This is a genomic window from Rhizobium etli CFN 42, assembly GCF_000092045.1.
GTDB lineage: Bacteria > Pseudomonadota > Alphaproteobacteria > Rhizobiales > Rhizobiaceae > Rhizobium > Rhizobium etli.
In genome coordinates this window covers 3,269,211-3,284,325 of record NC_007761.1, presented here as the reverse complement: position 1 = coordinate 3,284,325, position 15,115 = coordinate 3,269,211, and the positions used below count along the sequence as shown (strand labels likewise).

Sequence of the window (15,115 nt, the reverse complement as noted above, 5' to 3'; positions counted from 1 at the left end):
TTGGGGCAAGCAGGTTCTCCTCTTTCCCAGGCAGCGCCGGTCCTGAAACGGGCGGCGCTCTGGCTCGTCTTCCTGGCGCCGTTCTTCTATCTGACTTATGGCGGCGCCAACTGGCTGGCATCGCAACGCGCTCATGTGCCGAACATCGCCTTTGGATGGGAAAGCGCCATTCCGTTCCTGGCATGGACGATCATTCCATACTGGTCGATCAACCTGTTCTATGCACTCTGCCTGTTCATCAACACGACGCCGCGCGAGGTGGATATGCTCGCGAGGCGCTATCTGACGATCCAGATAATAGCGATCGGCTGCTTTCTCGCGTTTCCGCTCGAAGCAACCTTCGTGCGGCCGGCCACCAGCGGTCTCCCCGGTTTCATGTTCGCCGTCCTCGGTGGCTTCGATAAGCCGTTCAACCAGGCGCCGTCGCTGCATGTCGCGCTGCTGGTGGTGATCTGGGATCATCTGCGCGGCCGGTTGCCGCGCCGGGCGCGGTTTCTCTGGCACTTCTGGTGCTTCCTGATCGGAGTTTCCGTGCTGACGACATGGCAGCATCACGTCATGGACCTGCCGACCGGCATGCTGCTCGGTCTTTTCGCAGCCTGGCTTTTTCCGCGCGATGCCGCTTCCCCTCTCGCTAATTTTGCTTGGAGCGGTGATCCGAAGTCGCGCCGTCTCGGCATCTGCTATTTGTGCGGTGCCGTCGCATTTCTCGGCCTTGCGGCGCTCTGCACCCCTCTGTCACCCGCGGCACTTCTGTTGCTCTGGCCGGCCGTTGCGCTGGCGATCGTCGCCGTCGGATACTGCGGCGCCGGTCCGAAGATATTCCTGAAACGTGCCGTTGGCCGGGCGGCGCTTGCCAGCCGCTGGTTGCTGGCACCCTACCGGCTCGCCGCGACCATCAATGTTTGGCTCTGGACACGCAAAATGCCGGCATCGGTGGTGATCGCCGATGGCGTCCATCTCGGTCGTTTTCCGCGTCGCCACGAGGCCGACCGTTTTGCCACGGTCATCGACATCACCGGCGAGTTTCAGCGCCCGAGCGGGACGCTTGCGCGCTGGTGCAGTTTTCCCGCCCTTGATCTTACAGGCCTCGCCACCAGCCAGGCGCGAGCCGCGGCGACCCTCATCGAAGCTGTGCGTCACGAGGGGCCAGTCCTCGTCTGCTGTGCGCTCGGTTTCCAGCGAAGCGCCAGCGTCATCGCAAGCTGGCTGGTCATCAGCCGACGTTGCGAGAATTCAGCCGAAGCCTTGCAACTGATCGAACGCGCGGGCCGGCGTGTTCATCTGCCCGCGGAAAGCATCCATGCCGTGACGGAGAGCTTGCAATGACGCAGTGGAAAACCGCGGCCTCGGCGGCTGCGCGAGATCTCGGTCGCAATTCAATCTTCTGCGGGCTGGCAGCGCTGTTGCCACTGATTGCCGGCCCCGTCACCGCGGGATATCGGGGTTTTGCTCCAATGCTCGGCTGGCTACTAATGCTTGTCTTATGCGGAATTGTTCTTGCGCTGGCGATCCATCTCCTCTTCGATGCGCTGCTATTTCGCCTCGCGTCGAGCCACGAGACAGAGGCCGCCGGTCTTGCCGCCGTCGACGACCTGCTGTCCCGGATGCAGCTTCGCAAGCCCGACAGGACGCCGCGTGACCTCGAGAGCCGGATCGCCGGATCCCGCCGCATCGTCTGGCAGCAGCGTTTGGCGCTCGTCCTCTATCTCGTGATTTTCGCAATCCTGCAGCTCGATGCGAGCCATGCCCCGCCGCCAGCCTGAATTGCATGTTGGGTGTGTGGCGGGTTATCCCTGCCATCATCGGCGCGTTCAGCCTTGCCTCGATATGATCGACGCGTTCACGTCATTGATATCACGCTTGCCGCAGAGCGCCATGGTGATGTCCATCTCCTTGCGGATGATGCTGAGCGCCAGCGTGACGCCCTCCTTGCCCATGGCGCCGAGGCCGTAGAGGAAGGGGCGGCCGATATAGGTGCCTTTGGCGCCGAGTGCTACTGCCTTCAGCACGTCCTGGCCGGAGCGGATGCCGCCGTCGAGATGGACTTCGATGCGATCGCCGACGGCATCGATGATCGCGGGCAACATGCTGATCGAGGAGGGGGCGCCGTCAAGCTGGCGGCCGCCGTGATTGGAGACGACGATCGCGTCGGCGCCGGTGTCGGCGGCCGCACGGGCGTCCTCCGGGTCGAGCACGCCCTTGATGATCAGAGGGCCGCCCCATTGTTCCTTGATCCAGGCGACATCGGCCCAGGAGAGCCGCGGATCGAACTGCTCGTGCGTCCATGCTGCGAGCGAGGTGATGTTCGAGACGTTCTTCGCGTGACCGATGATATTGCCGAAGGTGCGGCGCTTGGTCTTCAGCATGTCCAGGCACCAGAACGGCCGGATCGCCATCTGCCAGACATGTTTGGGGGTGAATCTCGGCGGCGCCGACAGGCCGTTGCGCAGATCCTTGTGGCGCTGGCCGAGAACCTGCAGGTCGGCGGTCAGCACCAATGCCGAGCATTTGGCGGCCTTGGCGCGGTTGATCAGCCCGAGGACGAAATCCTTGTCTCGCATCACGTAGAGCTGGAACCAGAAGCGGCGCGTCGTCACCGATGCGACGTCCTCGATCGAGCAGATGCTCATGGTCGACAGGGTGAAGGGAACGCCGAATTCTTCCGCCGCGCGCGCTGCCAGCATCTCACCGTCGGCATGCTGCATACCGGTCAGGCCGGTCGGCGCCAAGGCCACCGGCATCGACACTTTCTGACCGATCATCGTCGTTTCCAGCGTGCGGTCGCTCATGTCGACCAAAACCCGCTGCCGCAGCTTGATCCGGCTGAAATCGCTCTCGTTCGCTTGATAGGTGGATTCCGTCCAGGCGCCCGAATCCGCATAGTCGAAAAACATCTTCGGCACACGACGTCGTGCGAGTTCTTTGAGATCGGCGATCGTGAGCGGAGTGGCCATGAATTGAACCTTCACATCTGAATGCGATCAGCGGACCTAACACGACATTTGGAGAAGCGTTAGTGGAAATCCGGGCGTTTTAGGCTGCTTTCGGCCGCGGACGGAATGAAAGAGGTTCATACAGTCGTCGGGAGCCTTCTATTTGGGAGCAAGCGGGTGTCATCGAAGCCCCGCTTTCATAGGCAGACCCGCCACATAGGTTTCGGCGATCGCCCGATCGTCGCCCATCGTCTGCAGGAGGAAGAGCTCCTCAGGCAGGGTCTTCACCGCTTCCAGCTTCAGCGCCATGGCCGGGGTCGCGGCCGCATCGAGGACGACGAGATCGGCTTCGGTGCCGGGGTCCAGTGTGCCGATCCGGTCGGCCAACGACAGCGCCTCGGCATTGCCGCGCGTCATCAGGTAGTAGCTTTCCAGCGGGTTCAGCCGTTCTCCGAGCAACTGCTGGATCTTATAGGCCTCGTCCATGGTCCGCAGCATCGAATAGCTGGAGCCGCCGCCGATATCGGTTGCCACGCCGATGCGGACCGGCTTTTCGCGTCGCGCCAGAGCCTTCAGCGGGAACAGGCCGGAGCCGAGAAAGAGGTTCGAAGTCGGGCAATGGACGGCGACCGCGCCCGTCTCGCTCATGACATCGGCTTCACGCTCCGAGAGGTGGATGGCGTGGCCGAACAGGCTTTTCGGCCCGAGCAGGCCATAGCGGACGTAGATGTCGGTATAATCGATCGCCTCGGGATAGAGCTCACAGGTGAATTTGATCTCGTCGTGGTTTTCCGAAAGATGCGTCTGGATGTGCAGGTCGGGAAATTCGCGGGCGAGCGCTGATGTCGCCTCCATCTGCGCCGGCGTCGAGGTGATGGCGAAGCGCGGGGTGATGGCGACGTGGTTGCGGCCTTTGCCGTGCCAGTCCGCTATGACCTGGCGGGTCTCGTCGTAGCCCATTTCGGGCGTGTCGAGCAGGCCCTGCGGCGCGTTGCGGTCCATCATCACCTTGCCGCCGACCATGCGCATGTTGCGTTTCATCGCCTCAGCGAAGAAGGCGTCGGCGGAGGTCTTGTGCACGGAGCAATAGGCGACCGCCGTCGTCGTGCCGTGGCGGATCAGCTCGTCGTAGAAATGCGTGGCGATCCTCTCAGCATGGGCGCTTTCAACGAAGCGGCATTCCTCCGGAAAGGTGTAGGTATTCAGCCATTCGAGCAGGTTGGCGGCATAGGAGGCGATCACCTGCATCTGCGGAAAATGCAGGTGCATGTCGATGAAGCCCGGCAGGATGAGATGCGGGCGGTGGTCGACCTCGGCCACCTCGGCGGCTGCCTTCGCCTTGACGTCGGCATAGGCGCCGACAGCGGCGATCCGCCCGCCCTCGATCAGCAGGCCGCCATCCTCCTCGTAGAGATAGCTCTGGCTGTCGGCCAGGCTTAGCGGCGCGCGATGAAAGGAGAGCAGGCGGCCGCGCAGAAGTGTTGTTTTCATCGTTTCTTGCCTTCGACGGCGCTTTCGAACCAAGCGACGAGCAGCTTGCGTTCATCCGGCGTGATATCGGTCACGTTGCCGGGCGGCATGGCATGGCTGCGCCCCGCCTGTATATAGATTTCTTGCGCATGGGCGGCAATTTCCGCGTCGTTTTCGAGTGTCACGCCCTTCGGCGGCCGCACGATGCCTTCATAGACGGGCTCGGCGGCATGGCACATGGAACAGCGCGTCGAGACCAGTTGCTTGACCGCGGGAAAATGCGGATCGCCGGCGAATTGCTGGAAGGCGGGCGCGACAGCCGCCGTTTCCCCTTCGCCGGTCAACAGCTTCGGCGCGGTTGAAAGCCACATGATCAGGATGAAGAGGATGGCAGTAACGATCCATGTCCAGGTCGGGCGGCCTTTCCTCGCATGGGTGGTGTTGAACCAGTGGCGGATGGTGACGCCCATCAGGAAGACCAGCGCAGCAATCACCCAGTTGAACGCCGTGCCGAAGGCCAGCGGATAATGGTTCGACAGCATGAAGAAGATTACGGGCAGCGTCAGGTAGTTGTTGTGCAGCGAGCGCTGCTTGGCGACCTGGCCGTATTTCGGATCGGGCGTGCGCCCGGCGATCAGATCGGCGACGACGATCTTCTGGTTCGGGATGATGATCATGAAGACGTTCGCCGACATGATCGTCGCGGTAAAGGCGCCGAGATGCAGGAAGGCGGCGCGGCCAGTGAAAAGCTGTGTATAGCCCCAAGCCATGAAGACGAGCACGACATAGAGCACCGCCGTCAGACCCCAGGTGTTTCGGCCAAGCGGCGACTTGCAGAGCAGGTCATAGATGAGCCAGCCAATAGCTAGGGATGCCAGCGAGATCGCGATGGCGACGGGCGGGCTGATGTCGAGCACATGCCGGTCGATGAGGAAGAGGTCGGCACCGCCGTAATAGACGATGCAGAGCATGAGAAAGCCGGAGATCCAGGTGAAATAGCTTTCGTATTTGAACCAGGTCAGGTGCTCCGGCATTTGCGCGGGCGCCACCAGATATTTCTGGATGTGATAGAAGCCGCCGCCATGGACCTGCCATTCCTCGCCATAGGCGCCGGGCGGCAGATGCGGGCGTTTCACCAGTCCGAGATCAAGCGCGATGAAATAGAAGGACGATCCGATCCAGGCGATCGCGGTGATGACATGGAACCAGCGTGCCGCGAAGGCCAGCCATTCCCATGCTATGGCATATTCATACATCGAGTTCCCCTATCTTCCTCCGACTCGTGACATTGCGAAAATTTTGGCGGGGAGGGAAGAGAAGATTGAAGAACCGCACATGCCTGTCGGTTTTCGTAAAGCCGGCAGCCCAAGAGAGCAACGGAATGATCAACGGAACGCACATCGCCGATCTGTCGTTCCGTGCCTAAAAGCTGCCGAGAAGGCCGTGCATTATTACTGTCTCATATTGGATTTGCAAAAATTAGCGGATCTTGAAACTAGGATGCGCGGATACAGTTAGATTTGCAGGCCGCCGGAATGAAATAATAAGAACCGTTGGAATCGGCGGCGCATTCATCGACGGAGAGATGCCCATGCGCAGCATTCTGACGTGTGTGATGATGGCATACGCATCGTTGGCGATGGCTCACGACGCACCTTCGGGGTGGAGTTATGACCCCTATTGTTGCAATGGCGACAGTCATAATGGCGATTGCCAGATGATTCCGTCGAAAAGCGTGGCGGTGACGCCCAACGGATATCGTGTGACGCTGATGCCCGGCGACCACCGGCTGGTGACGCATGCTCACGTCTTTCTGCTGCCGATGACGAAGGCGATGCAGTCCGGCGACGGTGATTATCACCTCTGTCTGTTCCCCAACGAGAACACGCCGCGCTGCTTCTACGCGCCGGAAATGGGATTTTGAAGTCGACCGTAGCAAAGTGCGGTTCGGCGTGACTGGCCCTGATGTGTTGCCGGATTAGTTTCCGGCGGCTTTCATCTCCTCCAGGATCCAATTGCGGAACGCCTTGATCTTCGGCACGTTGCGGCGATTTTCGGGGTAGGCGAGCCAGTAGGCCTTGCCGTCGCTGCGGGTCAGTTCGAAAGGCTGATAGAGCCGGCCGAGGGCGATCTCCGCCTCATAGAAGGCGGGGTGGAGGATAGCGACGCCATGGCCAGCCATCGCCGCATCGGCTTCCATCGCCTGCGAGCCCAGCTGGTTGCGCGGGCGCCGATCGAGGTCCGGATCGGTGACGCCGGCAGCCTCGAACCATTGTTTCCACCAGATGTCGCCGGCGTCGAAGAGATCGAATTTCAGCAGATCGCGCGGCTCCTTGATGCCGCCCACCGATTCCGCCAGTTTCGGGCTCAGCATCGGCGTGAATTCCAGGCCCATCAATCGGTGCAGCGTCAGCCCCGGCCAGTTGCCGTCGCCCCAGCGGATGCCGACGTCGATCTGCTCGCGGGCAAAGTCGATGATGTCGGACGTCGCCTGAAACCGAACCGCAATCGCCGGATGCTTCAAATGGAAGGAGCCTAGGCGCGGCGCTAGCCATTTCGACGCGAAAGTATGGGTCGAGCTGATGGCGAGCGTGCCTTCGACGCTGTCGCGCGCCGTCGACATCGCATCATGCAGCATGGCGAAGGCTTCGGTCACCTTCGGCGCCAGCCGTACCCCGGTCTCGGTCAGCGCAATCTGCCGCGGGCGGCGCAGGAAGAGCGGCTCGCCGACATTCTCCTCCAAGAGCTTGATCTGATAGCTGACGGCCGTCTGCGTCATGCCGAGCTCGTCACCTGCCTTGGTGAAGCTGCCGAGCCGGGCGGCGGCTTCGAAGACGCGCAGCGCATTCAGCGGAAATTGTTTCGAGAGTTTCATGGATAACTTCTCTTGATGCACGCAGACAATCGTTCGATTGGAATTGCAGCATTTTTAGCGGCAGACTGCAACTCATACCATCAATCTGACGAGGTGATGTCATGGATTGCTTTGCTATCGACGAGAAGCGCTCGCAGCCGAACATTGGTGTATTCAAACGTCTTGCCGGGCTGCTGGTCGGCCGCTTCGGCCGGCTGCCCCGCCTCGATCTCGATGCTGAGCCTGATCGGGTCAAACGCGATCTTGGTTTTCTCGATGGACGCGATCCGTTTTACGAGGACGCCTGTAAGCGATAGGCCGCCAGCGCTGTCAGGATTTCGGCGGCGGTCATTGCGGCGATCACTTCGGGGCGTTTGTCCTTGACCGCCGAGCCGCCGATTGGCAGCGTCAATCGCTCCATCCAGCGCCGTTCGCCGCCTTCGCGGGAAAGCCAGCTTGCCAAGGTGGCGCATTTGGTCGCTGAACCGATCATGCCGATATAGGCGAGATCCTCTCTTGCCAGCGCTTCACGGGCGATGAGAAAGTCCAGCGCGTGGTCGTGCGTCAAGATGACGGCTGCGCCGCCGGCCTGTATATCCTTTACCAGCGCCTCCGGCATCGGCACCAGCCGGGTTTTCGTCGGAGCCGGCAGATTGGCGAGCTCTTCCTGCCTGGTTTCAACGACGGTGACCGACAGCGGCAGCGGCGCAAGAGCGGCCGCCAGCGCGCGGCCGACATGGCCGGCGCCGAAGAGAAGCACCTCGGGGAGGCGCTCGATCTCGCCGGCAAGTCTCGCTTCGAGCTCGTCTTTCAACGTCGGCGTCAGTTGGCGGAACCGTAACTGTGTACGCCCACCGCAGCACTGGCCGATCTCAGGGCCGAGCGGGATGTCCATAGTGGGTGCGCCGCCGGTTCCTGCGAGCATCTGCCGCGCATTCGCGATTGCCATGAATTCAAACTGCCCGCCGCCGATCGTGCCCCAGAGCGCGGTTTGAGAGACGAGCATGAAGGCCCCGGCCTCGCGCGGGGTGGAGCCTTGCGTGCCGGTGATGTCGACGAGGATGTTGTAGGGGTGGGCGGTGAGGAAGGTGGGGAGGTCGGTCATGGGAGAATGGCAGACGCGCTCGCGCGTGTCTCACCCCCCTCTGTCCTGCCGGACATCTCCCCCACAAGGGGGGAGATCGGCATGAGGCGCGGGCTTCCCAAGACGGGGAAACGACGGCCTAAAACCGGGTTTTGATAATCCGATGCCAGGGCAATATGGGCACAGGGCCGTCGCCTTGCTGATCTCCCCCCTTGTGGGGGAGATGTCCGGCAGGACAAAGGGGGGCGCCGCCCGCTCTGCCGGTTCCGCTCGAGCAACAAGCCAGCCGGACGCCTTCCCATCCTACACCCGCTTCATCCGCTCCACCGCCATCAACACCCGTTCCGGCGTCGCCGGCGCGTCCAATCTGGGGCAAACCTTGTAATCCTTGACGCTGGCGACCGCCATCGACAGGGCTTCCAGCACCGAGATCGCCAGCATGAAGGGCGGTTCGCCAACCGCCTTGGAGCGGCCGATCGTGGCTTCGGAATTCTCCGACCATTCGGCCAGCCGCACGTTGAAGATTTTCGGCCGGTCGGAGGCGAGCGGGATCTTGTAGGTTGACGGCGCATGGGTGCGCAGCCGGCCCTTGTCGTCCCACCAAAGCTCTTCCGTCGTCAGCCAGCCCAAGCCTTGCACGAAGGCCCCTTCGATCTGGCCGAGGTCAATCGCGGGGTTCAGCGAGCGGCCGACATCGTGGAGGATGTCGGTGCGGTCGATCAGATATTCGCCGGTGAGCGTGTCGATCGAGACTTCGCTGCAGGCGGCGCCATAGGCGAAATAATAGAAGGGGGTGCCGCGGCCGGCCTTGCGGTCCCAGTGTATCTTCGGCGTCTTGTAGAAGCCGGCGGCGGAAAGCTGGACGCGGGCGAGATAGGCCTGCTTGATGAAGTCGGGGAAGGGGATCTCCATATCGCCGACGCGCACGCGGTTCGGCAGGAAGACGACGTCGGGGGGCGCCACCTCCCACTTCTCGGCGGCGAAGGCGACCATGCGTTCCTTGATCTGGCGGGCGGCATCAAAGGCGGCCATGCCGTTCAGATCCGAGCCGGAAGAGGCGGCGGTAGCCGAGGTGTTCGGCACCTTGGCAGTCGTCGTCGCGGTGATCTTCACCCGGTCGATATCGACCTGGAAACTGTCTGCCAGCACCTGCGCCACCTTGGTATAGAGACCCTGGCCCATTTCGGTGCCGCCGTGGTTGAGGTGGATCGAACCGTCCTGATAGATATGGACGAGGGCGCCGGCCTGATTGAAGGCGGTCATGGTGAAGGAGATGCCGAATTTGACCGGCGTCAGGGCGATGCCTTTTCTGATATAGCGGCTGTCGCGATTGAAGGCGATGATGGCGTTGCGCCGCGCCCGGTAGTCGGCCGTTTCCTCCAGGTCCTCGACGATACGGGCGATGATGTTGTCCTCGACCTCCTGATGGTAGGGCGTCAGCGTCCGTCCGGAGCCCGGTTGGCCGTAGAAATTCAGCTTACGGATATCGAGCGGATCCTTGCCGAGGGCATAGGCGATCTCCTCGATGATGCGCTCGGCACCCAGCATGCCCTGCGGCCCGCCGAAACCGCGGAAGGCGGTGTTGGAGACGGTGTGTGTTTTCAGCGGTTTCGACTGCAGATGCACATGCGGATAGAAATAGCTGGAATCGGCATGGAAGAGGGCGCGGTCGGTGACCGGGCCCGAGAGATCCGAGGAGAAGCCGCAGCGCGCCGCGTAAGTTGCGTCGACCGCGTGGATGCGGCCCTCGGCATCGAAGCCGACCTCGTAATCGACGAGGAAATCGTGGCGCTTGCCGGTGGCGATCATATCCTCGTCGCGGTCGGGACGGAACTTTACGGCGCGGCCGAGCTTCTTGGCGGCGATCGCCGCAAGGGCTGCGAACTGGTTGCCCTGCGTTTCCTTGCCGCCGAAGCCGCCACCCATGCGGCGCACGTTGACGGTCACCGCGTTGGAGGGGATATCGAGCACATGGCCGACGATATGCTGGATCTCGCTCGGATGCTGGGTAGAGGACCAGACGGTGACCTCGTCATCCTCGCCAGGTATTGCCACGGCGATATGGCCTTCGAGATAGAAATGCTCCTGGCCGCCGATGCGCATCCGGCCCTTGAGACGCATGGCGGCGTTCGGCATTTCCGTTTCCGGCTCGCCGCGCTGAAGCGTCATCGGCGTAGTGACCAGCGAGCTGCCATTGACGAGCGCGCCGTCGATATCGTGCCAGTGCGGCAGGTCGCGATAGTCGATCTTCGCCAGCCGCGCGGCGCGGCGGGCGACGTCGCGCGTTTCGGCGATGACGGCAAAGATCGGCTGACCATGAAACTGAACCAAAGTTTCGGCGAGCAGCGGCTCGTCATGGCTGCCGTTGGAACTGGTGTCGTTGACGCCGGGCACGTCCTTGCCGGTGAAGGCCCAGACGACGCCGGGATAGGCGGCGACCGCGGAAAGATCGATGCTGAGGATTTCGGCATGCGCCCGATCGGAAAGGCCGAGCGCGCCGTGCAGCAGGCCTGAGGGCTCGGGAATATCGTCGATGTAATCGGCGGTTCCGGTGACATGCTTATGCGCTGAATCATGCCGCAGCGAGCCGTGCATGGGGCCTGAAATGACGACTTTGGGGTCTTCGAAGGTGGATTTGTCCATTAGATGGCTCCTTCGAGAGGAGATGTTGCGGCGTGCGGCCCCCTCATCCGCCTTTCGGGCACCTTCTCCCCGAGGGGAGAAGGGGGAAAGGCGACGGCACGGCACTCCCTTCTCCCCAGCGGGGAGAAGGTGGCGGCAGCCGGATGAGGGGGGTGGTTTGCGCAAACATGAACCGTCTTCATCACGCCACCTCCTCGAACCGCTTCAGCTCAGCCGGCGCGCCCACCGTTTCCAGATAGAATCGCGTCAACAAATTCTTCGCCGTCAGCTGGCGATATTCCGCCGTGGCGCGCCAGTCGGTGAGCGGCTGGAAATCGGCGTCGAAGGCTGGGCGGGCCGCTTGGATCGTTGCTTCCGTCCACGGCCTGCCGATCAGTTCGGCCTCCACCGTCCGGGCGCGTTTCGGCGTTGCCGCCATGCCGCCGTAGGCGATGCGGATGTCGGTGACGATCTCCGCGTCGTCGAGGGTCAGCAGGAAGGCGCCGAGCACGGCGGTGATGTCCTCGTCGCGGCGCTTTGTGATCTTGTAGGCGGCAAAGCGGCTGGTTGCCTTGGGGTAGGGCACGAAGACGCTTTCGACGAACTCGCCTGGCCTGCGGTCCTGCTTGCCATAGGCGATAAAGAAATCCTCGAGCGGCATTTTGCGCTGGCCTTCAAGGGAGCGCAGCGTCAACGTCGCCCCGAGCGCGATCAAGGGTGGCGGACTGTCGCCGATCGGCGAGCCGTTGGCGATATTGCCGCCGATCGTGCCCATGTTGCGTACCTGCTCGCCGGCGATGCGGTCGATCAGCCGCCCGAGCGCCGGAATCTTTTTGGAAATCGCCGCGAAGGCGCCGGTATAGCTGACGCCGGCGCCGATGGTGATGCCGTCCTCGCTCTCCGTGACCGACTGCAACTCGCTCAAGTGATTGATGAAGACGACAGGGCTCAGCCGCCTCATCTGCTTCGTCACCCAGAGGCCGACATCGGTCGAGCCGGCAATGACGATCGCGTCCGGCTCCTGTGAGAGAACCTCGGCAAGTGCCTGGACCGAAGCAGGCACAATCAACCGGTCTTCGCCCTTGGCAATGCGGATGGTGCCGCTTGCCTGCATAGCCCAGAGCCGCGCGATGATTTCCGAGCGCGTCCGCTCCAGCGGGTCGAATAGCGCGCTCGGCCGCATCAGGCTCACCTGCTCGGCGGCCTTGACGATCGGCTCGTAACCGGTGCAGCGACAGAGATTGCCCTGTAGTGCCTTTTCGATCTCGCGGCGGCCGGGTTTTTCTTTCGTCAGCCACAGACCATAGAGCGACATGACGAAGCCCGGGGTGCAGAAACCGCATTGCGAACCGTGACAGTCGACAAGCGCCTGCTGCACCGGATGCAGGGCGCCGTCCCGGCCGGCCAGATGCTCGACCGTCACCACATGGGTCGCGTGCAGTGAGCCCAGGAAACGAATGCAGGCATTGACGGATTCATAAGCGAGCTTGCCGTCGGCGAGCCGCCCGACGAGCACGGTGCAGGCACCGCAATCGCCTTCCGCGCATCCTTCCTTGGTGCCGGTCAGGCGCCGCTTCAACCTGAGAAAATCAAGAAGCGTCTCGGTTGGCCCGACATCGGTAAGCGCAATGTCCTCGCCATTCAGGATGAAGCGGATGCTGTCGTTCATGATATTCCCGGTTGTTTTTTCCAAATGGTTAGGCTGCCGTCCAGCCACCGTCAATCGAGATGTGCGTTCCGGTCACCTGCCGGGCGGCTTCGCTGGCGAGGTAGAGCGACAGCGCGCCGATTTCCCCGGCCTTGACGAATTCACGCGTGGGCTGCGCCTTGAGGATGACCTCGCTCTTCACCTGTTCCTCGGTCATGCCGCGGGCCCTGGCGGTATCCGGTATCTGCTTCTCGACGAGCGGCGTCAGCACGTAGCCGGGGCAGATGGCGTTGACCGTCACGCCGAATTCGGCAAGTTCCAGGGCTGCCGTCTTCGTCAGGCCCAATATACCATGTTTTGCCGCAACATAGGCGGATTTGAAGGGCGAGGCGACGAGGCCATGGGCGGAGGCGATGTTGATGATGCGGCCGCGCTTCTTCGCCTTCATCAGCGGAATGGCGGCGCGCATGGTGTGAAAGGAGCTCGACAGATTGATGGCGATGATCTGGTCCCATTTCTCGATCGGGAAATCCTCAATCTTCTCGACATGCTGAATGCCGGCATTGTTGACCAGCACATCGACGCTGCCGAAAGTCTTTGCCGCCGTTTCGATCAGATCGGCAATCTCCGCCGGCTTCGTCATATCGGCCGGGTGGTAGATCGCCCGGGCCTTCGACACTGATTCAAGCCGCGCGACGATCGCCTTGATTTCATCGGCGTTTCCGAAACCATTGATGACGATGTTGTCGCCGGTTTCGGCGAAGGCGGTGGCGATCGCGAGGCCGATGCCGCTGGTGGAACCGGTGACGACGACTGATCTGCTCATGCTGTTCTCTCCTGAGATCGCGATGCTGCGTTGCAACGTTATCGGGCGAGGTTATGCCCAAGCCGGCAGGCTGGCAATTCCGCTTTATTCGCTTTTCTCGCCCGCGTCCGTGTCCTATTGATTTGTCACGATAATCGACATGCTTCGGGAGGATTTTATGAGCGGATATGTTCTGGCGATCGATCAGGGAACGACGTCGACGCGGGCGATCGTTTTCGATGGCGACATGCACGTCGCCGGCAAGGGCCAGAAGGAATTCACGCAGATCTATCCTCGCTCGGGCTGGGTCGAACACGATCCAGAGGAAATCTGGGATTCGGTCGTCTCCACGGTCCAGATGGCGCCGCGCGATGCGGAAGTTGCGGCCAAGGATATTGCCGCGCTCGGCATCACCAACCAGCGCGAGACGGTGGTCGTCTGGGAGCGGGAGACGGGTCGGCCGATCCAGAATGCCATCGTCTGGCAGGACCGACGCACCGCAAGCTATTGCGACAATCTGAAACGGCAGGATCTCGAACGGCTGTTCACCAAGAAGACCGGCCTGATCCTCGATCCCTATTTTTCCGGTACGAAGCTTTCTTGGATGCTCGCCAACGTCAAGGGCGCCCGGACGCGTGCCGCCAGGGGTGACCTCTGCTTCGGTACGATCGACACCTTTCTCATCTGGCGGCTGACCGGCGGCAAGAGCTTCGTCACCGACGCCACAAATGCGTCGCGCACGCTGATGTACAACATTGCCGAAAACGCCTGGGACGAGGATTTGCTCGACATTCTGAGAGTGCCGGCCGCCATGCTGCCGGAGGTCAGGGATTGCGCCGCCGATTTCGGCACGGTCGATCCTGAGATTTTCGGCGCTGCGATCCCGATCCTCGGGGTTGCCGGCGACCAGCAGGCGGCAACCATCGGTCAAGCATGTTTTGCCCCGGGCATGCTGAAATCGACTTACGGCACCGGCTGCTTCGCGCTGCTCAACACCGGCGCCGACATGGTGCGTTCAAAAAACCGACTGCTGACAACCATCGCCTATCGCTTGGACGGTGAGACGACGTATGCGCTCGAGGGATCGATCTTCATCGCAGGTGCTGCGGTGCAATGGCTGCGGGATGGAGTAGGGATCATCGGCAGCGCCGCCGAGACCAATGCACTTGCCGAGCGGGCAGATCCGACACAGGAGGTCTACCTCGTGCCCGCCTTCACCGGCCTCGGTGCACCGCATTGGGATGCCAAGGCGCGTGGCGCCATCTTCGGGCTGACGCGCAACACCGGCCCGGCAGAGCTCTCGCGGGCCGCGCTCGAGGCCGTCTGTTTTCAGACCCGCGATCTGCTCGACGCGATGCAGAAGGATTGGAAGAATAGCGGCGACGACACTGTCCTGCGTGTCGATGGCGGCATGGTCGCTTCCGACTGGACGATGCAGCGGCTCGCCGACCTGCTCGACGCCCCGGTCGACCGCCCCATGATCCTGGAGACGACGGCGCTGGGTGCGGCCTGGCTCGCCGGGAGTCGGGCAGGGGTCTGGCCGGACAAGGAAGATTTTTCCACGACGTGGAAACGGGACCGGCGGTTTGAGCCCGATATGGATGAGAAGGTGCGGGCGGCAAAACTCAAAGGCTGGCGGAGTGCGGTCCGGCGGACCCTGAGCGAGGGGTGAAGAAGTCAAAGGTGAAAACGGACT

Annotated in this window: 13 protein-coding genes; 5 read left to right on the top strand and 8 right to left on the bottom strand. The window is 62.2% G+C overall.

Translation table 11 applies throughout. The annotated features are described in order from the left end of the window. Positions 1-1,329 (top strand): phosphatase PAP2/dual specificity phosphatase family protein, encoded by a 1,329-nt coding sequence (locus tag RHE_RS16025; RefSeq protein WP_011426369.1) that lies wholly within the window; start codon positions 1-3, stop codon positions 1,327-1,329. Beyond that, positions 1,326-1,766 carry a hypothetical protein gene (locus tag RHE_RS16020; protein WP_011426368.1) on the top strand — a complete coding sequence of 147 codons (441 nt, stop codon included), beginning with the start codon at positions 1,326-1,328 and terminating at the stop codon, positions 1,764-1,766. Before RHE_RS16025 ends, RHE_RS16020 begins: the two co-directional genes overlap by 4 nt. Before the next feature lie 48 nt (positions 1,767-1,814). On the opposite strand, the gene RHE_RS16015 is transcribed toward RHE_RS16020, so the two are convergent. The 3 genes from RHE_RS16015 to puuD all read right to left on the bottom strand — a co-directional run bounded on the left by RHE_RS16015 (position 1,815) and on the right by puuD (position 5,662). Beyond that, positions 1,815-2,957, bottom strand: a complete 1,143-nt coding sequence (locus tag RHE_RS16015; RefSeq protein ID WP_011426367.1) for an alpha-hydroxy acid oxidase — start codon at positions 2,955-2,957, stop codon at positions 1,815-1,817. Positions 2,958-3,116: 159 nt separating this feature from the next. Next, positions 3,117-4,427, bottom strand: coding sequence for a guanine deaminase (gene guaD / locus RHE_RS16010; RefSeq protein ID WP_011426366.1), 1,311 nt, complete (start codon positions 4,425-4,427; stop codon positions 3,117-3,119). Next, positions 4,424-5,662 (bottom strand): urate hydroxylase PuuD, encoded by a 1,239-nt coding sequence (puuD, locus tag RHE_RS16005; RefSeq protein ID WP_011426365.1) that lies wholly within the window; start codon positions 5,660-5,662, stop codon positions 4,424-4,426. Before puuD ends, guaD begins: the two co-directional genes overlap by 4 nt. A 335-nt stretch (positions 5,663-5,997) precedes the next feature. On the opposite strand from puuD, the gene RHE_RS16000 reads away from it, so the two are divergent. Beyond that, complete coding sequence (locus RHE_RS16000) at positions 5,998-6,330, top strand: hypothetical protein (RefSeq protein ID WP_011426364.1); 333 nt, start codon at positions 5,998-6,000, stop codon at positions 6,328-6,330. Between the two features lie 54 nt (positions 6,331-6,384). Here RHE_RS16000 and RHE_RS15995 read toward each other — a convergent pair whose 3' ends face one another. Further along, positions 6,385-7,281 carry a LysR substrate-binding domain-containing protein gene (locus RHE_RS15995; RefSeq protein WP_042118871.1) on the bottom strand — a complete coding sequence of 299 codons (897 nt, stop codon included), beginning with the start codon at positions 7,279-7,281 and terminating at the stop codon, positions 6,385-6,387. Between the two features lie 101 nt (positions 7,282-7,382). Here RHE_RS15995 and RHE_RS15990 point away from each other — a divergent pair, with 101 nt between their 5' ends. Beyond that, positions 7,383-7,577, top strand: a complete 195-nt coding sequence (locus RHE_RS15990) for a hypothetical protein (RefSeq protein WP_042118869.1) — start codon at positions 7,383-7,385, stop codon at positions 7,575-7,577. On the opposite strand, the gene xdhC is transcribed toward RHE_RS15990, so the two are convergent. The 4 genes from xdhC to RHE_RS15970 form a co-directional block, all read right to left on the bottom strand. Next, complete coding sequence (gene xdhC / locus RHE_RS15985; protein ID WP_011426362.1) at positions 7,553-8,365, bottom strand: xanthine dehydrogenase accessory protein XdhC; 813 nt, start codon at positions 8,363-8,365, stop codon at positions 7,553-7,555. The two genes, RHE_RS15990 and xdhC, sit on opposite strands and share 25 nt — an antisense overlap. Positions 8,366-8,647: 282 nt before the next feature. After that, entirely contained in the window at positions 8,648-10,987 is a 2,340-nt protein-coding gene (gene xdhB, locus RHE_RS15980) for a xanthine dehydrogenase molybdopterin binding subunit (protein ID WP_011426361.1), read from the bottom strand. Between the two features lie 181 nt (positions 10,988-11,168). Beyond that, positions 11,169-12,635: a xanthine dehydrogenase small subunit gene (gene xdhA / locus RHE_RS15975; RefSeq protein WP_011426360.1), complete on the bottom strand. Its 1,467-nt coding sequence runs from the start codon at positions 12,633-12,635 to the stop codon at positions 11,169-11,171. A gap of 28 nt (positions 12,636-12,663) precedes the next feature. Continuing rightward, entirely contained in the window at positions 12,664-13,440 is a 777-nt protein-coding gene (locus RHE_RS15970) for a 3-hydroxybutyrate dehydrogenase (RefSeq protein ID WP_011426359.1), read from the bottom strand. Positions 13,441-13,597: 157 nt separating this feature from the next. Between RHE_RS15970 and glpK the strand changes: the two genes are divergently transcribed. Beyond that, the gene (gene glpK / locus RHE_RS15965; RefSeq protein WP_011426358.1) at positions 13,598-15,091 is read left to right on the top strand and encodes a glycerol kinase GlpK; all 1,494 of its coding nucleotides are present in this window, start codon (positions 13,598-13,600) and stop codon (positions 15,089-15,091) included. The last annotated feature ends 24 nt before the right edge of the window (positions 15,092-15,115 follow it).